The sequence below is a fragment of the Vibrio coralliirubri genome (genome assembly GCF_024347375.1).
GTDB lineage: Bacteria > Pseudomonadota > Gammaproteobacteria > Enterobacterales > Vibrionaceae > Vibrio > Vibrio coralliirubri.
Genome location: NZ_AP025470.1, coordinates 2,762,461 through 2,786,299 on the forward strand (window position 1 = coordinate 2,762,461; position 23,839 = coordinate 2,786,299).

28 protein-coding genes are annotated in these 23,839 nt (G+C 45.2%); 18 read left to right on the forward strand and 10 right to left on the reverse strand.

Annotated elements, in window-relative coordinates:
• Nucleotides 1-38: 38 nt before the first annotated feature.
• The 5 genes from flgD to OCV20_RS12530 form a co-directional block, all read right to left on the reverse strand.
• Nucleotides 39-752, reverse strand: coding sequence for a flagellar hook assembly protein FlgD (gene flgD / locus OCV20_RS12510; RefSeq protein WP_010439286.1), 714 nt, complete (start codon nt 750-752; stop codon nt 39-41).
• A 17-nt stretch (nt 753-769) separates the two neighbouring features.
• Entirely contained in the window at nt 770-1,183 is a 414-nt protein-coding gene (gene flgC / locus OCV20_RS12515) for a flagellar basal body rod protein FlgC (RefSeq protein WP_017631739.1), read from the reverse strand.
• A gap of 4 nt (nt 1,184-1,187) precedes the next feature.
• A complete protein-coding gene (gene flgB, locus OCV20_RS12520) occupies nt 1,188-1,583 on the reverse strand; it encodes a flagellar basal body rod protein FlgB (RefSeq protein WP_004736175.1) in 396 nt (131 codons plus the stop codon).
• 255 nt (nt 1,584-1,838) lie between these two features.
• Nucleotides 1,839-2,666, reverse strand: a complete 828-nt coding sequence (locus OCV20_RS12525; RefSeq protein WP_004736174.1) for a protein-glutamate O-methyltransferase — start codon at nt 2,664-2,666, stop codon at nt 1,839-1,841.
• An 11-nt stretch (nt 2,667-2,677) separates the two neighbouring features.
• Nucleotides 2,678-3,604, reverse strand: coding sequence for a chemotaxis protein CheV (locus OCV20_RS12530; protein WP_019825285.1), 927 nt, complete (start codon nt 3,602-3,604; stop codon nt 2,678-2,680).
• Between the two features lie 77 nt (nt 3,605-3,681).
• Here OCV20_RS12530 and flgA point away from each other — a divergent pair, with 77 nt between their 5' ends.
• From flgA to OCV20_RS12545, 3 genes are all read left to right on the forward strand, one after another.
• Nucleotides 3,682-4,428 (forward strand): flagellar basal body P-ring formation chaperone FlgA, encoded by a 747-nt coding sequence (gene flgA, locus OCV20_RS12535; RefSeq protein WP_048611324.1) that lies wholly within the window; start codon nt 3,682-3,684, stop codon nt 4,426-4,428.
• Nucleotides 4,429-4,606: 178 nt separating this feature from the next.
• Nucleotides 4,607-4,924, forward strand: a complete 318-nt coding sequence (flgM, locus tag OCV20_RS12540) for a flagellar biosynthesis anti-sigma factor FlgM (protein ID WP_086774089.1) — start codon at nt 4,607-4,609, stop codon at nt 4,922-4,924.
• A 66-nt stretch (nt 4,925-4,990) separates the two neighbouring features.
• Complete coding sequence (locus OCV20_RS12545) at nt 4,991-5,416, forward strand: flagella synthesis protein FlgN (protein ID WP_017064136.1); 426 nt, start codon at nt 4,991-4,993, stop codon at nt 5,414-5,416.
• 313 nt (nt 5,417-5,729) lie between these two features.
• Here OCV20_RS12545 and flgP read toward each other — a convergent pair whose 3' ends face one another.
• Both flgP and OCV20_RS12555 read right to left on the reverse strand, forming a co-directional pair.
• Entirely contained in the window at nt 5,730-6,161 is a 432-nt protein-coding gene (gene flgP / locus OCV20_RS12550) for a flagellar assembly lipoprotein FlgP (protein ID WP_017062265.1), read from the reverse strand.
• 9 nt (nt 6,162-6,170) lie between these two features.
• On the reverse strand, nt 6,171-6,806 hold the full coding sequence (locus OCV20_RS12555) for a FlgO family outer membrane protein (RefSeq protein WP_017064137.1): 636 nt from the start codon (nt 6,804-6,806) through the stop codon (nt 6,171-6,173).
• Between the two features lie 192 nt (nt 6,807-6,998).
• Here OCV20_RS12555 and OCV20_RS12560 point away from each other — a divergent pair, with 192 nt between their 5' ends.
• A complete protein-coding gene (locus OCV20_RS12560; RefSeq protein ID WP_050633648.1) occupies nt 6,999-8,132 on the forward strand; it encodes a flagellar assembly protein FlgT in 1,134 nt (377 codons plus the stop codon).
• 139 nt (nt 8,133-8,271) lie between these two features.
• Complete coding sequence (locus OCV20_RS12565) at nt 8,272-8,778, forward strand: Fe3+-citrate ABC transporter substrate-binding protein (protein WP_086774090.1); 507 nt, start codon at nt 8,272-8,274, stop codon at nt 8,776-8,778.
• A gap of 129 nt (nt 8,779-8,907) precedes the next feature.
• Here OCV20_RS12565 and OCV20_RS12570 read toward each other — a convergent pair whose 3' ends face one another.
• From OCV20_RS12570 to OCV20_RS12580, 3 genes are read right to left on the reverse strand one after another with little or no spacing between them, the layout of a single operon-like run.
• Nucleotides 8,908-10,149, reverse strand: coding sequence for an NAD(P)/FAD-dependent oxidoreductase (locus OCV20_RS12570; RefSeq protein ID WP_086774091.1), 1,242 nt, complete (start codon nt 10,147-10,149; stop codon nt 8,908-8,910).
• A 23-nt stretch (nt 10,150-10,172) separates the two neighbouring features.
• Entirely contained in the window at nt 10,173-11,246 is a 1,074-nt protein-coding gene (locus tag OCV20_RS12575) for a methyltransferase (RefSeq protein WP_086774092.1), read from the reverse strand.
• A gap of 28 nt (nt 11,247-11,274) precedes the next feature.
• Nucleotides 11,275-11,664, reverse strand: a complete 390-nt coding sequence (locus OCV20_RS12580; RefSeq protein WP_048611313.1) for a hypothetical protein — start codon at nt 11,662-11,664, stop codon at nt 11,275-11,277.
• 72 nt (nt 11,665-11,736) lie between these two features.
• Here OCV20_RS12580 and OCV20_RS12585 point away from each other — a divergent pair, with 72 nt between their 5' ends.
• The 13 genes from OCV20_RS12585 (at nt 11,737) to OCV20_RS12645 (ending at nt 23,834) form a co-directional block, all read left to right on the forward strand.
• The gene (locus tag OCV20_RS12585; protein WP_197275617.1) at nt 11,737-12,486 is read left to right on the forward strand and encodes a beta-ketoacyl synthase chain length factor; all 750 of its coding nucleotides are present in this window, start codon (nt 11,737-11,739) and stop codon (nt 12,484-12,486) included.
• A complete protein-coding gene (locus OCV20_RS12590) occupies nt 12,483-13,253 on the forward strand; it encodes a lysophospholipid acyltransferase family protein (protein ID WP_086774093.1) in 771 nt (256 codons plus the stop codon). Before OCV20_RS12585 ends, OCV20_RS12590 begins: the two co-directional genes overlap by 4 nt.
• Nucleotides 13,254-13,358: 105 nt before the next feature.
• The gene (locus OCV20_RS12595; RefSeq protein ID WP_017040431.1) at nt 13,359-13,619 is read left to right on the forward strand and encodes a phosphopantetheine-binding protein; all 261 of its coding nucleotides are present in this window, start codon (nt 13,359-13,361) and stop codon (nt 13,617-13,619) included.
• A 10-nt stretch (nt 13,620-13,629) separates the two neighbouring features.
• Nucleotides 13,630-13,887, forward strand: coding sequence for an acyl carrier protein (locus OCV20_RS12600; RefSeq protein WP_004739745.1), 258 nt, complete (start codon nt 13,630-13,632; stop codon nt 13,885-13,887).
• Nucleotides 13,887-14,444, forward strand: a complete 558-nt coding sequence (locus tag OCV20_RS12605; protein WP_086774094.1) for a COG4648 family protein — start codon at nt 13,887-13,889, stop codon at nt 14,442-14,444. Before OCV20_RS12600 ends, OCV20_RS12605 begins: the two co-directional genes overlap by 1 nt.
• A gap of 6 nt (nt 14,445-14,450) precedes the next feature.
• A complete protein-coding gene (locus tag OCV20_RS12610; RefSeq protein WP_086774095.1) occupies nt 14,451-15,839 on the forward strand; it encodes an AMP-binding protein in 1,389 nt (462 codons plus the stop codon).
• Nucleotides 15,840-15,928: 89 nt separating this feature from the next.
• Nucleotides 15,929-16,291, forward strand: a complete 363-nt coding sequence (locus OCV20_RS12615) for an ApeI family dehydratase (protein ID WP_086774096.1) — start codon at nt 15,929-15,931, stop codon at nt 16,289-16,291.
• Nucleotides 16,284-18,089 carry a glycosyltransferase family 2 protein gene (locus tag OCV20_RS12620; RefSeq protein ID WP_086774097.1) on the forward strand — a complete coding sequence of 602 codons (1,806 nt, stop codon included), beginning with the start codon at nt 16,284-16,286 and terminating at the stop codon, nt 18,087-18,089. The genes OCV20_RS12615 and OCV20_RS12620 overlap by 8 nt, the downstream gene beginning before the upstream one ends.
• On the forward strand, nt 18,067-19,614 hold the full coding sequence (locus tag OCV20_RS12625) for an HAL/PAL/TAL family ammonia-lyase (protein WP_086774098.1): 1,548 nt from the start codon (nt 18,067-18,069) through the stop codon (nt 19,612-19,614). The genes OCV20_RS12620 and OCV20_RS12625 overlap by 23 nt, the downstream gene beginning before the upstream one ends.
• A 55-nt stretch (nt 19,615-19,669) precedes the next feature.
• Nucleotides 19,670-20,197, forward strand: a complete 528-nt coding sequence (locus OCV20_RS12630) for an acyl-CoA thioesterase (protein WP_086774099.1) — start codon at nt 19,670-19,672, stop codon at nt 20,195-20,197.
• Nucleotides 20,184-20,870 carry a LolA family protein gene (locus tag OCV20_RS12635; protein WP_086774100.1) on the forward strand — a complete coding sequence of 229 codons (687 nt, stop codon included), beginning with the start codon at nt 20,184-20,186 and terminating at the stop codon, nt 20,868-20,870. Before OCV20_RS12630 ends, OCV20_RS12635 begins: the two co-directional genes overlap by 14 nt.
• Entirely contained in the window at nt 20,842-23,214 is a 2,373-nt protein-coding gene (locus OCV20_RS12640; protein ID WP_086774101.1) for an MMPL family transporter, read from the forward strand. Before OCV20_RS12635 ends, OCV20_RS12640 begins: the two co-directional genes overlap by 29 nt.
• Nucleotides 23,211-23,834, forward strand: a complete 624-nt coding sequence (locus OCV20_RS12645; protein WP_086774102.1) for a DUF3261 domain-containing protein — start codon at nt 23,211-23,213, stop codon at nt 23,832-23,834. Before OCV20_RS12640 ends, OCV20_RS12645 begins: the two co-directional genes overlap by 4 nt.
• Nucleotides 23,835-23,839 lie beyond the last annotated feature (5 nt).

Consider the following 23,839-nt stretch of genomic DNA (forward strand, 5'->3'; position numbering starts at 1 on the left):
CCTAATCTATCTAGCTAGCATAGTCACTCAATAAAGAGCTACGCTTTACCAACTTCTAGTACTTCAGCAAGTCGTACTGGCGATGTGAAACCAGCCAGATTGAGTAGTACGTTGCCATCGCCCTTACCAAGAAGCACACTGTTCACGTTCGCATAACTGGAAACTTGGAACTCTGTGTTCTCGCCATCCAGCAAACCCGACGCTTTCACGTTGTATTTACCGGCCGGCAATGGGTTACCGTCTTCGTCTTTTCCGTCCCATTCAACACGTGTATCACCAGATGGTTTAGAGCCGATATCAAATGTACGAACCAATTGGCCAACTTCGTTCTCAACACGGACCATTACATTGTCCATTGCCTGAGGAAGCTTAACCATTGCCGCCATACCGCCATCACCGGGTTTTACACCTGCCGCACCAGGAACCAATACATCACGGCCAACCAAAGAGGATGCCTGAAGTGCTTGGTTAGAGGTCATTGATGAATTCAAGCTTTCAAACTGTGTATTCATTTTGCCAATGCCATCTACGGTCGCAAATGAAGCCATTTGCGCAATCATCTGGTCATTGCTAACCGGCTTAAAAGGGTCTTGTTGTGCTAGTTGCTTAGTCAACAAAGATAAAAAGTCTTCTTGTTTAAGATCCTGCTTACCTGTTGTTTCGTCGGGCTTCTTAGCGCCATCTTGAAGACTCTTCAGCTGGTCAACATAGGACAAGCCGCTTTGACCAACATTGTTGTTGATTCCAGCCATGTGCTACCTCCTTATCCTTATTGACCCATCTGCAGCGTACGCAGCAGCATTTGTTTACTCGAGTCAGCAACCTGTACGTTCGTTTGGTACGCACGTGATGCCGAAATCATGTTTGCCATCTCTTCCATAACGTTTACGTTAGGCTTGTAGATATAGCCTTCGTTGTTCGCTAATGGGTGATCCGGGTTGTACTCCGCGCTCAGCGGCTTATCGCTTTCTACAATACCTAATACTTTCACAGGCACAGTGTGGTCACTGTTGCGTGCTCGATTTAACTCAGCGCCGAACACTGCGTGACGAGCCTTGTAAGTTTCTTCAGCAGAACTACTTACACTGTCCGCGTTCGCAAGGTTGCTCGAGGTCGTATTTAGACGAACAGATTCAGCACTCATCGCAGAACCAGTCACATTGAATACATTAAATAAGCTCATCTAATTATTCCCCTTTAATCGCTTTAGTTAAATTCTTGAACTTACTTCCTAAGAAGTCGAGAGAGGCTTGATGCCTAATTTGGTTTTGCATGAAAAGGTTTCTTTCCAAATCCAAATCAACCGTGTTGCCATCTCCTGTATCAGGTTGTGTAGGAATTCGATACTTCGTTTCCCCGTTCACCGTTGTTGAGGCAGAAATGTGCCGACCATCTGTACGGCTAAGACCAATGCTTGCCCCAGAACTTGCCGCTTGCAGTGATTTCTTAAAGTCTAATCCCTTTGCTTTATACCCAGGCGTGTTTGCTTGCGCGATATTGGTGGAAAGCACCTCAGCGTTACGCTCACGTACACCAACTGTGTGCTGGTGAATGCCCAAAGCATTGTCAAAAGAAATAGCCATGTAAACCTCAACTCAAGAACTGACTGTTATGAAATAACCAAAGCAATATATATACCAACTTTTAAAACAAGGCGGTCTATCAATGCTTTTACAGGTTACTCGTGGGTAAACTTGCAATATACAAGCCAAAAAATAGAGTAAATTGGAATGTCACTCTGACTTAAAGATATAGCTTAAGCAGGAAAAAGAAAACCCAGCACTTGGCTGGGTTTTAAATTTAGACGGTAACGTTACACCTAATATGGGTGCCGCTCGTTACTTTAATTTGTAGATGATGCCTGGATTACAGCGAACCATTTCAAAACGATCGGTTAAGCCTGTTAACGATTCAGACGCACCCAATAGTAAGTAACCACCAGGGTTGAGGCTATTTGCCATCTGGTTAAGTACCTTTGACTTCATATCAGGCGAGAAGTAAATCAGCACGTTACGACAGAAAATAATGTCGAACTTGCCTAACAAAGCATAACTGTCCATCAGGTTCTGAGGGCGGAAGTTCACCATGCGCTTGACGTTATCTTTCACTTTCATACGGCCATCGCCCGCATCTTCAAAGAAAGTACGACGGCGCTCTGGAGAAAGCCCACGTCCCAATGCAAGGTTGTCGTAAGCGCCAGTGCGGCACATATCCAACATGCTTGCTGAGATGTCAGTTGCGGTAATCGATACATTTGGCAGCATACCTGGCTTACGAGCTTGAGTTTCAAGAATCGTCATTGCCATTGAGTATGCTTCTTGGCCTGAAGAGCTTGCCGCAGACCAAATCTTAATAGGACGCTTATTTGCCGCTATTTCCGGTAGAAGCTTATCCGCAAGCACAGCAAACGGGTAAGTATCACGGAACCAAAGTGTCTCGTTCGTCGTCATGGCATCGACAGCAGCCACACGCAGCTCACGGTTTCGACCTGTTACTACATCTCTCAACAAATCAGACAACGAAGCTAACTTAAACTTCGTTACTAATGGGCTTAGACGACTGCGCACTAAGTACTGCTTGCTGTCACCTAATACAATGCCACATTGAGATTCTAAGAAACGGCTGAAATCGCGATACTCTTGATCACTTATTGTTATAGCAGTCATTAATGTCTCTTTTAGTTAGTTAACGCAGCTTTTACCGCTGCACCAAGCTCATCCGGGTTGAATTTAGCGATGAAGGAGTTAGCTCCAACACGCTCAACCATGGCTTGGTTAAATACACCACTCAACGATGAGTGTAAAATTACGTATAAATCTTTAAGTTCGGCGTGACGACGAATCTCAGCAGTCAGCGTGTATCCATCCATTTCTGGCATTTCGATATCAGAAATCACCAATGAAATCTGATCGTAAATACTGCCTTCTGATGACATCTGCATCAGCTTCTCATAGGCTTCTTTACCATCCTTCACCGAGATAACTTCAAAACCAATCGACTCAATAGCACGCTGAACCTGCTTACGAGCAACGGTCGAGTCATCAGCAATCAAGATGCGGCGAACCAGTTCTTTCTCTTGTTCTACTTTCGCAATATCTTCAGCAATCTTGCTGTCCATTGTTTCATCAACAGGAGAAATTTCTGCAAGGATCTTCTCAACATCAAGAATTTCTACCAATTCATTATCAATGTTGGTTACCGCTGTCAGGTAGTTAGCTCTACCTGCGCCATCTGGCGGCGGAAGAATCGATTCCCAGTGCATGTTAATAATGCGCTCAACTGAACTTACCAAGAAACCTTGAATGGTTCGGTTAAACTCAGAGATAACCACAAAACACTTTTCAACATCCGTTGTAGGACGGCCACCAATCGCTAAGCTCAAGTCGATCACAGAGATCGTTTGGCCACGAATGTGTGCTACACCTTTAACCAGAGGGTTCAAGTTTGGCATCTTTGTCAGCTTAGGGCATTGAAGCACTTCTTTTACTTTAAAGACATTAATGCCGTAACGCTGACGCCCCATTAGGCGAAAGGTTAGTAATTCTAATCGGTTTTGACCGACGAGTTGCGTACGCTGATTCACCGAATCAAGAATACCCGTCATGAGCTCATCTCCATATCAAACTTTTTTGTATAAAAAGTGTTAGTCTACTGCAGGCTACGAACCACCAGAGAAACGGAATGACGTATTATAAATCAAATTTGCCACCTCTTTCTATAGCAATGTGTAGAGCTACTTTTAAAACTGTCGCTAAGTTTATCGGCATTTTATCAATATTGTTTAGTTTTTTTGTACAAGCTGCGACCCCAGAACAAATTGAGATGATTCAGTCTGCAGCAGAGCAACATATCCTTGATACGGTTGAGCAGCCACAAGGTGGCGAACTCTTTGTTAATTCAGCAAATGTTGACTCAAGAATCAAAGCGACAGACTGCCCAGTGCCTTTAGAGACCAGCGCTTCAACGACCACCAATACCCGCAGCAGTATTACGGTTTTAGTGCAATGCGTTCCTGATGAGTGGCGAGTTTATGTACCCGTTCGCCTTTCGATGTCGGTGCCTCTTGTCACCACCACTCGCTCAATCGCGAGAGGCGAAATCGTCGGTCAATACGATGTCACCACAGCTATGATTTCTCTTAACAAGTTTCGTCGCCAAGGTTTCACAGCTCCACATCAGGTCATCGGCGCTAAGGTAAAAAAGAACCTAAGACCGGGCGATGTTGTAGAAAGAGGTGATATCTGTGTCGTGTGCCGAAACGAGAAGGTTATCATACAGGCAGTAAAAGGTGGCATGACCATTACCACCAAAGGTACTGCACTTACCGATGGCTCTATGGGTGATCAAGTAAGAGTGAAAAATGATAAATCACAGCGTATAATTGAAGGGATTGTTACCAGCATGTCTGAAGTCACGGTTTACTTTTAACTCTTTACTTCTAAATTGACGGTATCGTTAGCGATTTCACCCTCAACTCTAACGCCAAATATAACGGCTGCGGTGTTTTCTCCCTTTTCGACTATTGAGCTAAAAATTGCTAAAGTATTCGAACCCTTGGTCGATATTGACTGTACAGGTTCCCATTTTTGAAGAAAAAGGCTTAACTATGGCAGGCATTGATAATATTCGTTCAGGGCAAACCTTAACGACCACTAACCGACCAGCAGTACGCTCTGACTCTAGTTCTGAGGCATCACGCTCTGATGTATCAACTAAATCACCAGCAAGCAAAGATGCGGTTTCACTGAGCCATCAAGGCAAAGCGATTGGTCAGCTCCACCAAGATATGGCAGCACAGCCAAGCTTTGATTCTGTGAAAGTAGCAGCGATCAAAGAAGCAATTGCGAACGGTTCATACACTGTCGATCCAGAAAAACTGGCAGACAACATGATCAAGTTCGAAGATGAATTAAAAGGTCTTTAAGTCAGCACTCACTTTTGATTGAAGTGATTGTCTTAAAGCACACGAGGTTATAAATAGGTTTACGTTATGGCGGCACTAGCAGATTTAGTTAATTTCCAACTTCAAAATGCCAAAGCCTTATCTGAATTATTAAGTTCAGAGAAAACCGCTATTACGAGCCGACAATCAAACGATATTGAGCGAATCGCCAAAGAAAAAGTGGTCCTAGTTGAACAACTAAGATCAACCGATCAGCGAATCGCAGCCCATACCAATATCTCAGAGCTGACCGAGAATCCTGAACTTGCTCAGTTAGTCACTAAGATCCAGTCCATAGTGCACGATTGCCAGCAAGCGAACCTTGTGAATGGCGAAGCCTTGAATCGAGCGCACCTTAGCTTCAAAAAACTCAGCAATATGATGCAGCAAAGCCACGGGAAAATTGGCATGACCTACAATGCCGGTGGTCAAACGCATACGATTTCTACGCTGGGAACCAACGTAAAAGCATAATTAAGCCCCCTGTCTTCAATAATATCTTTAGTCACCTTCCTGCTCGTATCTGTATCTGTATCTGTATCTGTATCTGTATCTGTATCTGTATCTGTATCTGTATCTGTATCTCAGCTTATCCTTAGCATGACATCCGTCAAAACTCCCACTAGATCGGTAAATGCGCCGAACAAATCGACAGACACAAAAAAGCGGCAAGTATTTTCATACTTGCCGCTTATGATTCATATCAGTTATTGGTTGCCGATACGCCATCTGGAAAACGAGAGCAGCCAATATAACTGGATAATTCTAACGCTAGACGCCCCTTAAGCTAGAACAACGTTTGTTGTCTCTTTTCAGGTACAGGCTGAACTTCACCGTAATTACGTAGCTGTTCCATCTTACGGATATCAAGCTGAAGCTCTGTTACATAGCTGTCACCCACTGGGTAGCTGCGTACCACTTCTGCACCGCGGATTACGCCATCAACCGCACCAGAAGTACGTTCTGTACCAAGGCGTTGATCTTCCAACTCTGCTCGACCACTCACTCGCATACCATAGACTTGCTCAGCAAGTTCACGATAGGCGTCGATCTTGGAAGCTCTCATCGCACGGATACGTCTTTCTTCGTCGTTACGTCCCTTCTGCTCGCTGATGCTCGCATAACCAACGGCAACCAAGTAGTCGTCTGGCCTCATATTTTGCAGCGGCTGACAGCCAACAAGCAGTAAAGCGGCAACAACAAATATTAACTTCTTCATCTCGAACTCCTAAGGGCGAAGAATAACAGTATAAGGCTGGCTGATCGTTGGGTCAGAACGAATGATAACGCCATCTTGAGTTCGAATACTGTTCAGGGTATCTAGGTCACGACCAATACGGTCTGCAGGCAAGAAGCCTTGTGCCGTCGCCACGACAATGCGAGTTTGCATGCCAACAACACGAGCATTGACTAACACACCGCCTTCTTGGCGAAGCATAGTGCCTGTCAGTACGTACTGTACGTCTTGCTCTTGAGCTAAGTCTTTCCAATCGCGGCTTAACGCGAAGTCACCTTGGTGAGTCACTTGAATAGAACCTGTTGTTTTGAAATCAACAACCTTGAAGCCACGACGCTGAAACTGATGAATGAAACCTTCTGATACCGAGTTTCCTAGCCAGTTCGTTGTGTCCATGTGTTGTAGGTCAACAAACGAAGTGATCGCTATCGGAGTTCTTGCTGAGATACTCGTATTCGAAATGATCAGATCTTCGGTCATACTTTCCACGAAGAAATCCATGGTATGACGAGGGCTATCCATCAACATAAACTGACTGCCTGAATACTCAGACTTGCCGTTATAGATTGGCGAATAAGCACATGAGGTCAATAACATGACACTCATTACTACGAGCCATTTTTTCATTCTCTTATCTCCAGATAGTTTTAGTGCTTCCTGTTCCAATATGTTCTCACCATTATTCTTTTCAATGGATTACAATGTTGGAACAGTCTTTGCTTTTCATTAATGGTTCAGATTAAGAAAAACGCACTTAAGTCAGCTTCAAGCTTATAGTTATTTGTTAAGCAATATTTATACCCAACTGGTAACGAATAGATGAAAAAAATAATTTCTTACTTATTTTCAATAAGTTCACTGATAACCATAAGCTTCAGTGCTCATGCCTCTTGGTATGAAGTTACCGGTACCGCAGCCATCGTATCGTCAGAGAGCGCCGCAAGGGTCCATGCTTTGGAAGACGCGGTATATAAAGCAATCCAGTTCTCAGGTGCTGATATTGGTAGTATCTCCAACCTCACGCCCTACCTCGACGCAAACAAGAAAGAATTTCAATTTACCAATCATGAAGTGCGCTACATCTTGGTAGAAAAAGAGAAAAAGCGCAGTGGCAATATAATGATCACTGCAAGGATCGATATCTATCCTTCGGCAAATGCTTGCCATGAGAGCCAATACAAGAAGACATTTTTGGTCGGCAACATTGATGTGACCTCTCCACAGCAAGCTGTAATGGGCAGAATCTATAACATTGGTGATGATTTTGGCCATGTCGTGGATCGACAGCTGGCGCAAGAGTCTCGCAGCTTTGTTTCCGTTGGCACGACCAATTACGACATCGACAAACGTCGACCTGAGGTGATCAAGATGATCGCCCAAGATACTGGCGCGCAGTACATCATTGGTGGTGACATTACCGATTTAACCGCGACCATCGAATCCAAGCTTTTGAAAGACGACATCATCAATCGTCAGTTTGCGTTAGAGATGCAAGTCTTCGATGGTAAAACAGGACATCAGGTTTACAACCGTAGCTATCGTGAAGTGGCAAAGTGGCCATTTGCTAAGACCAGTGAAGTGGACACCCGCAGTGCTCGTTTCTGGGCATCAACCTACGGCAGTATGATGCTGCGTGTTAGCCGCAATATTATGTTGGACTTGGAATCTGAAGTGTCATGTAAGATCACGCTTCCAGAGGTGGCAGCGGTATTTGGTAACACGGTGACCATTGATTTAGGTCGAATGCATGGTGTTCAACAAGGTGACAAACTGCAACTGTGGCATACAGGTTCGTTTATCGACCAACGTGGCTTGCCACGTAATAAGGTATCTCAAAGCGATATCACACTGACGGTTTCTCGCGTTTATGAAAACGAAGCAGAACTGACGATCGACCAGCCAAGCCTTGCAGGAAGCATTCAAATTGGTGATGTGATGCAGAAAATCATGTAGTTAGCGACACGCCCGCCTCATAGTTTCTAATAAAGCCTTAGCACTTTTGTTAAGGCTTTATTTTTTTCATGGGTATTAGTTTCGGTTTTGCAGTATTTGGCGTAATCTTATTAATAACATAATCATCACTTAGCAAACTATGAGTCAGAATAATCTAATTGGTGCTACCGGTTACCGCTTTATCTCGAAAGGTAGAACCGCTTTTAAGATCCACATTCATACTCCCGAAGATACGGTGTTGCATCGTTCGGTCGGTTTTGTTCGTATGGGTGAAGACAAAGCACTGAAGAAAACCATTAAATTAAGAGATGAACTGGGCAGACAACTATGGGGCAAATTTTGGCCCAAAGTCCTCAAAGATCCCTACCTGATGACGCGCCTGCCTCATAGTCTAGAACCCAAAATTGTATTCAAACCAAATCCAACTCAGAGTGATCCCGAACACCGCGACGAATGCTACATCGCTAAGTGGCGTGTATTCTCAGAAAACGGCGACTACAAATACAAAACTAAGGTGTGTTCCATTAGAAAGCACGGCAGACTTGCCGCTTATAGCCAAACCAAACGCGCCCTGCTTGATGCCCACAAAGATGTGATTGATCTACTTGTCTTTATGGGACGATTAAACAGCATCGACCTGAAGTAGCCTAGAATGCCATTAGGTTGATTAGCTGTATTATTCAGATACAAAAACAGCCGCACATTGCGGCTGTTTTTATTTTTAGGCTAGGCATCTTGGCGCTTTAGCGTGTTGTTCACACACTAAATAGACCACCTAGCTTCGGCATATCTCAGCCAATGTTGTGAGTCTGCGCTTAGACTCTTTCACATAAGGGTTGGTTTGATCCCATGCGTAGCCCGCAAGAATTGAGCACACCATCTGCTTAATCTTTGGGTTTGGATCTTGATAGAAAATCACATCCTGCAAAGTACCTGAGTACCACCCCTCAACATACGTCCTAAAGGTGTTTACGCCCACCATCAACGGATCGGCATAATTGCGCTCCCAATCGACTTGTTCACCGTTAAGCTGCTTTTCAACACACTCAACCGCAAACTGCGCCGACTTCATAGCAATCGTCACGCCGGATGAAAATACCGGATCAAGGAACTCACCAGCATTGCCAAGCAACGCGTACTTATCCGTCGCCAGATGTTTTACATTGGCAGAATAGCCACCAATTTCACCCGCAGGGTTTGGATAATCGGCATTTGCTAGAATCTCGGCTAAGCCCGGCTCTTCCGCTGCTAGCTGTTTGATGGCAGCAATCTTGTCTTCTGAGTAGGATTCAAAGAACTTAGGCTCACCTACCACACCAAACGAAGAGACACCGTTGCTAAACGGGATCAACCAATACCAAACATCAGGGTTGGTTGGGTGCACTGAGATCAGGATTTTATTGCGGTCATATTCAAGGTCGGTATCAACCTCTGCAATATGATCGTTAATGTGCGTAAAAATAGCTTTGCGTGGGGGAAGTGATGACGGCTCTTCCAAGTTAAGCATTTTCGGTAGCACTCGGCCAAAACCACTGCCATCTAAAACGTATTGCGCTTCTAGCTGATAGCGTTCTCCACCCAACACTTGCACATCTAAAATGGTGCTGTCGTCGGTGAAATTAATGCCCATCAACTCATGTTGGTAATCAATGCTGACACCCTGCGACTCAGCCGTATCCGCCAAAACCTTATCAAAGGCACCTCGCTGAACCTGAAACGTGGTTCCTGGACCAGAAGAGAACTTGTCTTCAAAATTGAACGCCGTATAAACACCATTTTTGCGAAAGGCTGCGCCATCTTTGTATTGGAAGTTGCCGTGGATTACTGCGTCAGTCATCCCAGCCTGTTCAATCACTTCCATACAAGCGGGTAATAGGCTTTCACCAATAGAAAAGCGAGGGAATACGCTCTTTTCAATCACTCGAACATCGATGCCTTTTTTATGAAGCAAAGACGCTGCAATTGAACCTGACGGCCCAGCTCCGATGATCACCACTTGAGTTGATAGTTTTTTCATTATTTAAGCCATGTTTGTTATTTTTATTGCGCGCCAGCTTTCAATTCAAGAAGCGTGTGACCAAGACCGATATCGTCGGTACGAGTTACCACTTCAAAGCCCGCTTCTTCAACGATCTCTAAGAAATCTTCACTGCGGTAAAAACGGCTGTTGCCATTTGCCAAGCAGGTAAAGTAGAGAGACGTCGCGTTTAAGCTATAAGAAGCCGCATCGTATTTCTGTGCATCCCAAAACAGTTCAAGGATATAGACAGTCGCGTCTTCTGACATATGAGAGCGAACACGCTTTAATATACTCAGAATCTCCATTGGCGAGAAGCAATCAAGGAACTGACTCATCCACCAAACATCCGCGCCCGTTGGCAGCGCTTGCTGTTTATCGAGCATGTTGGCCGGGAATGGCGTTACTCGATCTTGATGACCGTGCTGCGTTGCGTTTGCCATTGCCATTTCTAGCTGCTGTGGCAAATCAACAATCGTCACCTCAACGTCCGCATCATGGTTGCAACACTGCATCGCCCACTTGCCTGTATTGCCGCCAATATCCACCAGCGATTTAGGTTTCTTGCTGAAGACTTTTTCAAGTAATACTGGGAACGAGCGATCAGAATAGAAGTGATCGAACTTGAACCAACTCTCTTTGGCTTTTTCTGGCAATTGAGACAAGCCTTGGTAAATGGTTTCCCAATCTCCAAGCTCTTTCAAGCCAGCAGGAGTGCCCTCTTCAATCGCTTCGGTTAGATGCATCATCGCGGCGTAACAAACATCAGCCGTGAAATCCATGTTTGCGTTAGTCATGCCATCGTGCAGAAGGTAGAAGCCAAGGTTGGCCATTTTGTAGTTAGGTTTGTCCCAAGTAACAATATGCGCACTTAACGCCATATCGAGCAGAACTTTCACGCCGTACTCAGAAACTCCGGTTGATTCAGAGATGCATCTTGCTGGCAAACCCTCGTTGCCAGCGTTATCTAACGCTTTCAAGATGCCTAAATCACGAAGTGTACGAGCAGTATGAAAAACAATAGGAGCGAAAGACAATTTCTGCGCTTCTGTTTTTGCTTCTAATGCGTTGAATGGATCTAATTTATATTCCGACACGAAAAACCTAACTTTAAATAATAGAGAGTTACTCAGCTGCCATTTGTGCAAGCTTACGTTTAATATCAACGTTTAAGTTATTAACCCAACGGTTGTAATTACGGTGTATTTCACCATCGTCGTACTTCAAATTCTCTGACTCAACGTAAAGAATAGAGTAAAACTTATTACTATAAGGAATTTCAACCACAGCGTGGTGCGAACGAACATACAGCTCAGCACGTATCAAGCCAGGCTTTATTTCTGAAACCAACCAGCCTCGATTTTCAGCCGATTCATAAATAGCTGATTTAACCTGTTTACTTTGAAGATTCAGTGCAACTGGAGTATCCTCAACATTCATTACAGGTTGGACGCGTCCACATCCTGCAAGAACGAATATGAATAACATTGAAACCGCTATTTTTAGTAATTTCATTTAAATTCCTTATCTGTGTTTATTTATAAGCGCGCATAGTATTTAGTTAGACCCAAAGCAAATCAATACTCTATGTCAAATCAATCCCAATTAATGTCGTTTAATATTGAGAAATGGTCTGCAAATTCGGCTGGTCTCAATTCTGTTACCCAATGGCAAGCGTGGAGCACTAATTTAGATTGGCCACAAGATGGCTCAACTGAATTTAAAGCTATCCCTCCAATGATGCGCCGTCGAATGAGTGTGCAAAGCAAACTTGCCGTCCAAACCGCGTTAACCCTATTAAAAGACACCTCGATTGATTATCTGGTTTTTGCTAGCCGACATGGTGAGCTGCACCGAACCGCCACTTTGATTCAGTCGATATTAGAAGGTGACGATGCCTCGCCGATGGCGTTCTCGCAGTCGGTACATAATACCGCAGCCGGGCTAACCACCATTGCCGCCAAAGCGCCGATTCCACTGACTTCAATCGCCGCAGGGCAAGATACTTTCCATAACGCTCTGATTGAAGCTTATCTTTACCTTCATCAGTATCCGTCACATCGTGTACTCGTCATTGACTTCGACCAGCCTTTGCCTGAGCTTTACCAAGAATACGAAACACAACACTATGCTGATTACGCTCTGGGCTTCGTACTCACCGCTGGCAGTGAATACTCTATTGCTAGAGCAGTAGAAGCCAACCAAGCACCTTCCGAATTACCGCAAGGGCTACAAACGCTCCAACATATCTTATTGGGTACAAATAAGTGGGCTATTGCTGGCAAGCACCAAACTTGGTCGTGGGTAAAGAACACCGAGACAGGTCCACAGTCATGAGCAAAGTAGACCAATATTGGCGAGTGTTCGCGACAGGGCTGTGCTTTACCATCTTTGGTTTTGGTGGCTTAGTATTGAGCTTCTTAATCTTACCCACTATCGCGCTAACGACTCCCAATACCATTAAAAGAGAGCTTAAAGCACAGCGATTGATTCGCTTCTCATTCAACGCCTTTTGCCAAATCATGAAGTTCACCGGCGCGATTGATTACCGAATTGATGGCGCGGATCTATTACGTGAAGATCGTAACTGCATCATCGTCGCTAATCACCCTAGCTTGATCGACTATGTGCTGATCGCTTCTCAACTTCCTCAATGTGATTGCCTCGTTAAGGCCGCTATTTGGGAAAACCCTTTCATGAAAAGGATTGTCAAAGCGGCGGGTTATATACCGAACCAAGCCCCTGACGATCTTTTAGAGCGCTGTGAAGAACGTTTCTCACGTGGCAATGTGCTGCTGGTTTTTCCCGAAGGAACTCGCACAACGCCCGGAATTGAACCATCCTTACAACGTGGGGCGGCGCAAATCGCCACTCGAACACAAACCGATTTACGCGTGATTCATATTACGGTTTCTCCGACATTCTTAACGAAAGAGAAAAAATGGTATCAAGTTCCTGCGACGAAACCCTTTTTTCATATCGCGGTGAAAGGTAAAATAGAAGTCGCACCATTTATTGAGCATTCAAATAACTTAACTTCGGCAGCAAGGCGCCTTAATCATCACCTTGCACACTCTATTTTCCCTTCCGAAGAAAGCATTTAGCTCATCAATAAAGCAACTGGCGATATCAGCATTTCGAAAATACATCGCATAATGTAGAATCGCCCCCTTAAAGCAGCATTCAGATAAAGCATTAAGTAGGCCAAAGTGGAAACATTACACAACGAACTGAAACAACTGATCATCGACGCATTGAACCTTGAAGACATGAATATTGATGAGATTGAAACGGAAGCTCCACTATTTGGTGATGGACTTGGATTAGACTCTATTGATGCGCTAGAGCTTGGTCTTGCTATCAAGAAGAAGTACAACATTGTTATCGATGCCGACGATTCAAACACTCGCCAGCACTTTGCATCCGTTGAAAACCTAGCAAACTACATCTCATCTCAAACGAACAACTAGACAGATCTTTATGACACAAGCTAACCAACAAGAAGTATACAACCAGGTTAAAGATGCGCTGATTGAGCTGTTCGAGCTTGATGCTGAAGATATCACGCCTGAAGCACACCTTTATCTTGATCTAGACCTAGACAGCATTGATGCGGTTGATTTGGTCGTTCACCTACAGAACGTAACAGGTAAGAAGATCAAACCTGAAGAGTTCAAAGCAGTACGCACCGTTAATGACGTTGTAGAGTCTGTGGTTGAACTATTGAAGGACGCATAATGCGTCCTCTGCTGACTTTACTGTCGGCAATCATACTTTTCACTTATCCAATAGCGGTTTACTTTGGACTCAACAAGTTTGGCCTACAAACCGTTGGTATCGTCTTGGCCGTTATCTTTGCTGTCCGTATTTTTACTGGCGGTCAGGCTAAAATCAAAGAGCTAAAACACCTAGCTTGGATCAGTGGTAGTGCCGGTATTGTTCTGCTGGCATTAGGATTAACCTTCAAGCAGCATGGCTGGTTAACCTATTACCCCGTCATCGTTAACGTTTGTATGTTGGTTGTGTTCGCTTCAAGCCTTTGGCAACCGCAAACGATTATCGAGCGTCTTGCTCGACTCCAAGAGCCTGAACTTCCGCAAAGTGGCGTTGATTACACACGAAAAGTCACCAAAGTTTGGTGCTTGTTCTTTGTTATCAATGGCTCTATTGCCCTTTACACCTGCTTCCAACCTCTTGAGATATGGACCCTATACAATGGCTTACTCAGCTATTTATTCGCAGGGTTACTCTTTGCAGGAGAGTGGATAGTAAGACAGCGCATTCGTCAGAGTTAAATTGTTATGACACAAACCGTATCTTACATCTCGTTATCTGAGCTTCTCAGTCAAACAAGATCCCCTGAATCGATTGTCTGCTTTGACGACAATAGCGAGATTACGTGGCAAACATTTAACGCCGACTTATCTCAACTCGTGCACCTTTTATGTTCATCCCCTTTTCAACGAGTTGCGATTTGCACCCAAGACAGCTACCTATTTTCGGTGGCCTTTTTAGCGTGTGCAGTCAGCCACAAACACATCATATTGCCCGGTAACTATCAACCTTGTGCGCTTGCCGAGCTAAGTGAACATTTTGACTGTCTGCTAGTTGATGACTCGATTGGTGAAGTTGAGGTTAGTGACGTTCTCAATATCCAAAACTTATTGGACTCAAGCACCTCGTCAAAACAACCTCTAATCGATAATCTTGCGACCATTGATTTGGCTGAAATCCATTTGACCTTGTTTACGTCAGGTTCAAGCGGCACACCCAAGGCAATCAGTAAAACATTAGAACACCTTGATATTGAAACGGCTCAGCTAGATAAGAACTGGGGCGAGTTAATCAACGGTAATCAAGTTCACAGCACAGTTTCGCACCAACATATTTATGGTTTGTTATTTCGAATCTTATGGCCTCTATGCTCTGCTGTTCCATTTGCTCGAAACAACCTTGAGTACCCAGAACAGATCTTGTCTCACGCCAATAAAAACTGTGTGCTGATCAGCAGCCCTGCTCTGCTCAAACGATTAAAGCACGAAACAAAATCGGCACAGCTTGCTGGTGTGTTCTCTTCTGGTGGCCCATTGCCAACCGAATCGGCTCACCAATCGCGTAGCCTGCTTGGTCATTTACCAATCGAGGTCTTTGGCAGCACAGAAACCGGCGGCATCGCTTTTCGTCAGCAAGAGAGCGCTCAAACACCTTGGCAACTTTTTGACTGTATTGAGGCTAGTCTCAACAGTGAGAATTGCATTAAGTTATTGTCGCCGTACATCGACAAAAACATCTGGTATCAAACCGCCGATGAGTGCGAAATGGTCTCGGATAATCAATTCATATTGAAAGGCCGAACCGACCGAGTGATCAAGATAGAAGAAAAACGAGTATCACTGGTTGAAGTCGAAAAGCGACTAGAGCAACTGCCTTGGATAAGTGAATGCGTGGTGATTCCATTTGAAGAGCCTGAACGCTTAATCTTGGCGTCGGTTTTGGTATTATCAGACGAAGGCCAAGCGACACTCGCTAGCATGAGCAGAGGCAAGTTCTGGTTGATGCTGCGTTCAGAACTCAGAAAATGGTTAGAGCCAATCGCCATCCCGAGAAAGTATCGTGTGGTTGATGAGATTCCTCTCAACAGCCAAGGTAAGCGATTAACTTCTCAAATCGAGCAACTCGTAAAATCATAGAAATCGCTTATCGTGTTTTACACTGAGTTTATCTTTTTATATTTTTGTCAGAACACCCATTTTCAGCCCAAGGATTCTAAGCACACGCTATGGATAAGAGAAAGCCAAACATCATTGCTGTTGACACTGCAGAGAATGAATCGACCCTGACACTCCATGTTACCGGAGACATCACCGATTTTAAGGGGCACTTCAAGAGCTTCCCTATTCTTCCGGGTGTTACACAGATTGATTGGGCGCTTTACTATGCAGTCCAAGAGCTTAATGTCCCTGGTTGCTTTAAAGGCATGGAGGTCATCAAATTCCAAGAGCCTATCCTGCCCGACTCGACCATTCAGCTATCACTCAAGTGGGACGCCGACAAAGATAAGTTAAACTTCAGCTACACCTCGAACAACGGCGAACAAACTCACTCTTCAGGCAAAATGAAGCTGGGAGAGAAAAGTGAATAGCACTCCAGTCGAGGCTAATTCTCAACACCAAACCAAAGAAAGCAGCTACAACGCCTGCTTCCTGATTCCGTGCTTTAACCATGGCGCAACCATGCCCGCGGTGGTCTCATCACTTCTTAATTTCGAACTTCCGATCATTATTGTTGATGATGGCAGTGAACTCGAGACCAAACAGTTTCTGACTCCCCTTGCCGATAGTCCAAGCGTGACTTTGGTGACGCTTGAACAGAACCAAGGCAAAGGTGGCGCAGTAAAGGCTGGTATCAAGCGAGCACAAGAGCTCGGCTTTAGTCATGCCATCCAGATTGATGCTGACGGCCAACACGACCTTGAAGCACTACCCGCATTAATCCAAGCTTCGCAAAATAAACCTCAGCGCTTGATATCAGGTCAGCCTGTTTATGACGAGAGCGTGCCCAAGGCAAGGCTCTACGGGCGCTACGCGACACACATTTGGGTATGGATAGAAACCCTATCTCTATCAATTAAAGACAGCATGTGTGGCTTTAGAGCGTATCCAATCGATAAGACGCAAACCGTATTGAATAAATACGATGTCGGTTCGAGAATGGACTTCGATATCGAGATTCTGGTTCGACTGTATTGGGAAGGCTGCGACATCGACTTCGTTGAAACTCGCGTTATCTACCCTGAAAACGGCATCTCTCATTTCGATGCGCTGTGGGACAACGTAAAAATCAGCTGGATGCACACGCGATTGTTCTTTGGCATGTTGCCAAGAGCACCAAAGCTGATTGCTCGCCATTTCAAATCAACGTCTGCTGAAGATGGTCAAAACCAAGATTCCCGGGCTGGATCAAACAACAACGAGTCAGAACAGCCTCATTGGTCCCGTACTCAAGAACGCGGTACCGTACTTGGCATCAAGCTGTTACTAGCCATTTACACCCTGTTAGGTCGCGGTGTATTCAACCTGATTTTGCGTGGTGTGATGCGTTACTACCACCTAACGGGCAAGCGCGCGCGAAACGCTTCTGAACAATACTTATTTCAATTGAAAGCCTATGCGGAACAGCAAAATATCGAGTTACCCACCGAGCTAACCAGCTATAACCATCTGCTTTCGTTTGGCCATACCATGTTAGATAAACTGGCGGCATGGAAAGGTGATTTCTCGGCAGATAACCTGACGATTCATGGCCAAGACCAATTCGAGAGCATGGTTGCAAATAAGCAAGGTGTGCTAATCCTTGGATCTCACCTTGGTAATATTGAACTATGCCGAGCTTTGGGTCGCAGACACTCGAACATCAAAATCAATGCTCTGGTTTTTACAGAACACGCCGAACGTTTTAATTCGGTGATGAAAGCGGTTAACCCGCAGTCTGATTTAAACCTGATTCAGGTAACTTCAATGGGGCCTGATACCGCTATCTTGTTGCAACAGAAGTTGGAGCAAGGCGAGTGGATTGTGATTGTTGGCGATAGAACCTCCACCAGCAAAGAGAGTCGCTCGGTATGGGCTGAGTTCTTGGGTAAGGAAGCGCCCTTCCCTCAAGGGCCATTTATGTTAGCTTCGGTTCTCAAAGCGCCAGTATTTCTATTATTTGGGTTACGTGACGATTCACAATCCAAGCCGCATTTTAATGTCTATTTCGAGCATTTTAGCGACAAGATAGAACTACCAAGAAAGACTCGCGAACAATCTTTACAGCAAGTCGTGCAGAAATACGCAGACCGACTTCAGCACTACACACTGAAAGCACCGCTTCAGTGGTACAACTTTTTTAATTTTTGGACATTGAGCAAGCACCATGACGAAAAAGAATCCAAATAGCATCACCTTTGGTGCCGAACGCCTCACGATTGATGATGTTGTCGCTATCTCACAAGGCGCAAAAGCCTCGATGAACTCAAGTGAAGCATTCACATCTAAGATCGACCGTGGTGTCGCTTTCTTAGAACGCCTACTAAAAGAAGAAGGCGTAATTTATGGTGTAACAACGGGCTACGGTGATTCATGTACCGTTGCGATTCCATCAAACCTTGTTGATGAATTACCACTGCATCTAACACGCTTCCACGGTTGTGGCTTAGGTGAAATACTGTCTCACGAACAAGCTCGCGCAGTCCTTGCAACACGTCTGTGCTCGCTGTCACAAGGTGTTTCTGGTGTTACTCATGATTTGCTCAACCAAATCGTTACTCTGATTAACCAAGACATATCACCGCGTATTCCTCAAGAAGGCTCTGTCGGTGCCAGTGGCGACTTAACGCCTCTCTCTTACTTGGCTGCAGCCCTAATCGGCGAGCGCGATGTTATTTACAAAGGCGAAGTTCGCCCAACCAGTGACGTCTACAAAGAATTAGGCATTAGCCCTATCAAGCTTAAGCCAAAAGAAGGCTTGGCATTAATGAATGGCACGTCAGTAATGACGGCTTTGGCTTGTATCGCCTACAAGCGTGCGGAATACCTAGCTCAGCTATCAACTAAGATCACCGCAATGGTATCTGTGGGTATGCACGGCAATGATTTTCACTTCGATGAAGCGCTGTTTGCAGTGAAGCCTCATCCGGGTCAACAGCAAGTTGCTGCATGGCTACGTGATGACTTACAAGCGGATCGCCCGCCACGCAACAGTGATCGCCTACAAGATCGTTACTCTCTGCGTTGTGCTCCACATGTGATTGGTGTGGTTCAAGACTCACTACCTTGGCTACGCCAAATGATTGAGAACGAGCTAAACAGTGCTAACGATAACCCAATTATCGATGGCGACAATGAGCGCGTACTACACGGTGGACACTTCTACGGTGGCCATATCGCAATGGCAATGGATACACTAAAAACAGCGGTAGCCAACCTTGCAGACCTGCTTGATCGCCAAATGGCGCAGTTGATGGATTACAAGTTCAACAACGGCTTACCATTTAACCTAACGGGCGCTGAAGGCGAACGTAAACCGATTAACCACGGCTTTAAAGCAGTACAGATTGGCGTTTCAGCTTGGACAGCAGAGGCATTGAAACACACTATGCCAGCAAGCGTGTTCTCTCGTTCAACAGAGTGTCACAACCAAGACAAAGTCAGCATGGGCACCATTGCGGCTCGCGACTGCTTACGTGTTCTTGAACTGACAGAACAAGTTGCGGCTGCGTCACTACTTGCTGGTACACAAGCACTTGAGCTTCGTAAACGCCACAATGAGCTTGATGAGCACCACATGAGTGAGAACCTAAAGCATATTCGCGACGAAGTGCTTAAAGAGTTTGAATTTATCGTTGAAGATCGACCACTTGAAGGCGATCTACGTCACTTCATTGCTCGTATTCAAAGTCAGCACTGGTCACTTTACTCATAAAGTAGCTAACTTCATAAAGTAGCCACCCTTTACGCAATATTGTTGAGAGCGATTTATGTCTGAAATTATTCATCCATTACAATCTGAGGTGACGCTTATCACCTCATTCCAAGATGCCGATCCGATGGGCGTGATCTATCACGGCAACTACTTCCGATTTTTTGAAGAAGTTAGGTGCATCATGATGGATAAGATTGAGTACAACTACCATGAGATGAAGGATTCAGGCTACATGTGGCCGATCATCGACACGCGTGTAAAGTACGTTAAGGCGATACCGTTTAATCACAAGATTAAGGTCACGGCGAAGCTCACCGAGTGGGAAAACCGCCTGCGCGTCGATTATGAAATTCATGATGCCCTAACCGGTGCTCGTATGACGCGCGCCCACACCATGCAGGTTGCAGTGACTATTGAAGAGCAAGAGATGTGCTTCGCTTCGCCGAAAGTGTTTACCGATAAAGTCGAGCACTGGCATCAATTTGGCTGCTTATCCCAATCAACTGAGCAGCAGCCAAGCGACCAACAATCCGGCCCATCTCAAGTACCTAACACACAGCAGGTGAAACATGAATCTGTTTAAGCGCGGACGTAAGCAAATCAGCATCGCACTACTAGGTCTTGCCTCTGTGATGGCGAGTAGCTTTATTATTGCTAACGAGAATTCAGCAACCGTCGGCTCTATTTCAGATCTGCAAACAGTATTAAGCGCAAACAACATAGTGCGTGGTGAGTTCACTCAAACGCGCAACATGGAAATGTTCGCCCAACCTCTAACATCACAAGGTACTTTCCTGTTAGATAAGTCGAACGGTTTGCTTTGGACACAAGCTACCCCCTTTCCTGTGAGCTTGGTGCTCACAGATAACAAACTGAGCCAAAGGTTTGCCGATCAACCCGCTAAAATCATTACCGATAAAGAAAACCCAATGGCGTTTTATTTCAGCCATATCTTCTTATCGGTGTTTCATGGGGACACGCAAAAACTTCAGGAACAGTTCGCACTCGATTTTGAGCCAGCAACTGTCACAAGCTCTGATGAAAATACAGAGAATAAGTCTTGGACACTGACTCTAAAGCCTAAAAGTGCACCGATGAACGCGGTATTTGAAGCCATTACGCTGCAAGGTAAAAATGATATTGAACGCATTGAATTGAGAGAGATTCGTGGAGACAGCACGGTGATCGAATTTAGTCAGTTAAGCCATCTACCGGAAGTATTATCAGATGCTGAAGCGCAACAATTCCAACTCTAGTCTTGCCCTTGTTTGGCTTGTTGTCGTCATGCTATTTAGCGGATTGTTGATAAAACAATTCGCTTTTTCTTCGTCGGTACCGATTGAAAGCAACATCCTAAAGTTACTGCCAGAAAACCAGCAAGATCCAATGGTAGAGCAAGCCTTTCAGCAGATATCCAGCTCGATGAGCGAGCAAGTGGTGTTTATCATCAGCGCCCCAGACATCGAACAAGCCATGGTTGCGACCGACGCTTTTGAAAAAGCTCTCAACCAAAGAGCCTTTTCAAGTCAGCCAACTCTGTTTCAGCAAGTTCAAGGCAAAATCAGCGCCAGCACCCAAAGCCAATGGAGCGATTTCTACTTTCGCCACCGAGCTCAACTGCTGACCCAACAACAAAAAGAGACGCTGACCCACTCTCCTGATTCGCGAGCTCAATACGTCATTCAGTCTCTGTACAATCCGTTCTCAGGCGTCACTGCAGCCGAACTGTCGATGGATCCATTTCTACTATTTCGCGACTACATCAGTGCTGTTGGCGTTCAATCAAGTAACTTTGTTCTGAAAGAGGGATACCTCACCGCTCAATCTAATGACCAAACTCATATTTTGGTGACCGCTACACTGGCTGGCTCGCCTTATAGCTTGGCGATTCAAGAACAACTTCCCGATCTTGATTCAATTGAGCGCGAAGTCGAAAAGCAGTTTGGCGTCAAAGTGCAGCATACCGGTGTGGTGTTCTACGCCAATTACGGTACCGAAAGTGCGAAATCAGAAATCAGTACCATTGGTTTGGGCTCTTTGGCAGGTGTTATTTTATTGGTGTGGTTGACGTTTCGGAGTGCGCTACCACTTGCATTATCTTTGCTATCAATCAGTACTGGGTTATTGGTTGCGCTGGCAAGCACCGTCGCTATCTTCGGTAAAGTTCATCTGTTTAGTTTGGTGTTCGGTGCTAGCTTGATTGGCGTGTCCATCGATTACTCCTTTCACTACCTGACTGACCGCTTGGCAGCTGGAAGTAAATGGCAAAGTGACAAAGGCTTGAAGCACATTCTCATTGCGATCACCTTGGGTCTTATTACCAGTTTGATTGGCTACTTAGGTTTGCTGGTCGCGCCTTTCCCGGGATTGCAGCAACTTGCTCTGTTTTCGTCGATTGGACTGATCGCAGCTTACGCCAGCGTGGTGTGTTGGTATCCAGTTTTAGCGGCAAAACCGAGCCAAGAGCGACCTCTTCCCCTGTCGAAACTTTGGCATACTTGGTTAAGCCTCTGGAGCAACCAAAAATTTAAAATTGGCTTACCGTTAACTGTGACTGTCTTGAGCCTGATGTCACTCAGTCAAATTCGTTACGACGACGATATTCGCCAACTTCAGGCGATGCCAGAGCAACTCAAACAGCAAGAGCAAGCCATTACTGAAATCTCAGGATTAGGCAGTGGGCAAAATATGCTTTTGGTGACTGCCAACAGCGACCAAAAGCTACTCAAAAAACTGGCAGAAATCACCACAAGCTTAGATTCTCTAGTCGATAGCCAAGCTATCTCAGGGTATCGCAGCATCAATCAACAGTTGCTAAGCGAACAAGAGCAACATGATAACTATCAATTGGTTGAACAACTTTATAGCCAGCAAAGCCATATCTTACAGAACACTCTTGGTTGGCCTAGCTTTCCAGAGCTACCTAAGTTCGAACCCATCACGGTATCCGGATTTTTAGATTCACCGGTGTCAGAACCCGTTCGACCACTTTGGTTAAAACCTATCGACGGTCAAGCAGCGTCAGTCATTTTGATCAAAGACGTCACAAACTCAGAACTGTTCTCTCAATGGCTCGATTCAGGCTTTGCTCAACAGCAAGGTGTTAAATACCTCAATAAAGCCGATGAAATCTCTGCTCTCTTTGCGGAATACAGAGTCAAAATCACCGAGTTATTATTGATAGCGTTAGCCGCTATTGGAATGGTGTTAGGTTGGCGTTACGGTGTGAAGCAAAGCCTATTAATGCTGTTGCCTTCATTGATTGCCGGAGTGGCGGGATTAGCGGTCACGGGTATTTTAGGCTCAACACTAAACCTATTTAATTTGCTTGGCTTGATTCTGATTTTAGGGATTGGTATCGACTACACCCTGTTCTTCGCTGAGCAGAAGAAATCACTAAGTACCTTATTGGCGATTACCTTGTCAGGCCTCACGACATTGCTGTCATTCGGCTTACTGTCACTGAGCCAGACCCATGCCATTCATAGCTTTGGAGTAACCGTTCTGACAGGCATCTTTGTCGCGTGGCTACTTTCTCCGCTCGCGATCAACAGTGGTAAAAGCGCAGAACGACCAACCTCTCGAGAGGCTTTTAGATGAATAAGACGTTAAAGGTAACCTTCGCTACACTAGTGGGTATTCTACTCACTGCCTGCTCGATGGTCGCTCAGCAGCCGAGTGGTGCCAGTGTATCTATCGACAATGACACCGAGCTCGCACTACCAATGCCTGCTGAACTGGGATACTCCCTCACGGCCAGTCAGCTGATTAGCGCTACGTGGGAAAATGATACACAGCAACTGCCTGTTCAAGTCGAGGTCACAGCGGATAAAGTGGTTTTAGCTGGGTTCTCCTCATGGGGTACTCGCATTCTATCGCTGCAATACCAGAATCAAGTGATCGACACACAAGTTCTATCTGGCCTTGGCGCGACTTTACCGCAACCCGAACAGGTGCTTTTTAATTTAATGCTGACCTTATGGCCAGCAAACGCATGGGCGCAACCTTTACAGAGCATAGGTTGGCACCTAGTCGATACCGACACAACAAGAACCGTTTTTGACGACAACCAACAAGCCATCATTAGTATTGAATACCAAGCAAAAGTCGGCGAACCAAAGACATCTGGAGAGATTGTTTTCAAGCATCTAATCCAAGGCTACACCATCACCATACAAACGTTGTACTCAACGATTGTCGACAACCCAATTAAGAGTTGAACACT

What these genes read in the sequence shown, in the direction of transcription:
- OCV20_RS12615 (WP_086774096.1), top strand. Translation starts at nt 15,929, where the DNA reads ATGGATAAGAGAAAGCCAAACATCATTGCTGTTGACACTGCAGAGAAT.
- flgP (WP_017062265.1), bottom strand. Translation starts at nt 6,161, where the DNA reads ATGAAGAAGTTAATATTTGTTGTTGCCGCTTTACTGCTTGTTGGCTGT.
- OCV20_RS12635 (WP_086774100.1), top strand. Translation starts at nt 20,184, where the DNA reads ATGAATCTGTTTAAGCGCGGACGTAAGCAAATCAGCATCGCACTACTA.
- OCV20_RS12590 (WP_086774093.1), top strand. Translation starts at nt 12,483, where the DNA reads ATGAGCAAAGTAGACCAATATTGGCGAGTGTTCGCGACAGGGCTGTGC.
- OCV20_RS12555 (WP_017064137.1), bottom strand. Translation starts at nt 6,806, where the DNA reads ATGAAAAAATGGCTCGTAGTAATGAGTGTCATGTTATTGACCTCATGT.
- OCV20_RS12525 (WP_004736174.1), bottom strand. Translation starts at nt 2,666, where the DNA reads ATGACTGCTATAACAATAAGTGATCAAGAGTATCGCGATTTCAGCCGT.
- flgD (WP_010439286.1), bottom strand. Translation starts at nt 752, where the DNA reads ATGGCTGGAATCAACAACAATGTTGGTCAAAGCGGCTTGTCCTATGTT.
- OCV20_RS12585 (WP_197275617.1), top strand. Translation starts at nt 11,737, where the DNA reads ATGTCAAATCAATCCCAATTAATGTCGTTTAATATTGAGAAATGGTCT.
- OCV20_RS12530 (WP_019825285.1), bottom strand. Translation starts at nt 3,604, where the DNA reads ATGACGGGTATTCTTGATTCGGTGAATCAGCGTACGCAACTCGTCGGT.
- OCV20_RS12610 (WP_086774095.1), top strand. Translation starts at nt 14,451, where the DNA reads ATGACACAAACCGTATCTTACATCTCGTTATCTGAGCTTCTCAGTCAA.
- OCV20_RS12640 (WP_086774101.1), top strand. Translation starts at nt 20,842, where the DNA reads ATGCTGAAGCGCAACAATTCCAACTCTAGTCTTGCCCTTGTTTGGCTT.
- flgC (WP_017631739.1), bottom strand. Translation starts at nt 1,183, where the DNA reads ATGAGCTTATTTAATGTATTCAATGTGACTGGTTCTGCGATGAGTGCT.
- flgA (WP_048611324.1), top strand. Translation starts at nt 3,682, where the DNA reads ATGACGTATTATAAATCAAATTTGCCACCTCTTTCTATAGCAATGTGT.
- flgB (WP_004736175.1), bottom strand. Translation starts at nt 1,583, where the DNA reads ATGGCTATTTCTTTTGACAATGCTTTGGGCATTCACCAGCACACAGTT.
- OCV20_RS12605 (WP_086774094.1), top strand. Translation starts at nt 13,887, where the DNA reads ATGCGTCCTCTGCTGACTTTACTGTCGGCAATCATACTTTTCACTTAT.
- OCV20_RS12565 (WP_086774090.1), top strand. Translation starts at nt 8,272, where the DNA reads ATGAGTCAGAATAATCTAATTGGTGCTACCGGTTACCGCTTTATCTCG.
- OCV20_RS12570 (WP_086774091.1), bottom strand. Translation starts at nt 10,149, where the DNA reads ATGAAAAAACTATCAACTCAAGTGGTGATCATCGGAGCTGGGCCGTCA.
- OCV20_RS12600 (WP_004739745.1), top strand. Translation starts at nt 13,630, where the DNA reads ATGACACAAGCTAACCAACAAGAAGTATACAACCAGGTTAAAGATGCG.
- OCV20_RS12645 (WP_086774102.1), top strand. Translation starts at nt 23,211, where the DNA reads ATGAATAAGACGTTAAAGGTAACCTTCGCTACACTAGTGGGTATTCTA.
- flgM (WP_086774089.1), top strand. Translation starts at nt 4,607, where the DNA reads ATGGCAGGCATTGATAATATTCGTTCAGGGCAAACCTTAACGACCACT.
- OCV20_RS12625 (WP_086774098.1), top strand. Translation starts at nt 18,067, where the DNA reads ATGACGAAAAAGAATCCAAATAGCATCACCTTTGGTGCCGAACGCCTC.
- OCV20_RS12580 (WP_048611313.1), bottom strand. Translation starts at nt 11,664, where the DNA reads ATGAAATTACTAAAAATAGCGGTTTCAATGTTATTCATATTCGTTCTT.
- OCV20_RS12545 (WP_017064136.1), top strand. Translation starts at nt 4,991, where the DNA reads ATGGCGGCACTAGCAGATTTAGTTAATTTCCAACTTCAAAATGCCAAA.
- OCV20_RS12630 (WP_086774099.1), top strand. Translation starts at nt 19,670, where the DNA reads ATGTCTGAAATTATTCATCCATTACAATCTGAGGTGACGCTTATCACC.
- OCV20_RS12560 (WP_050633648.1), top strand. Translation starts at nt 6,999, where the DNA reads ATGAAAAAAATAATTTCTTACTTATTTTCAATAAGTTCACTGATAACC.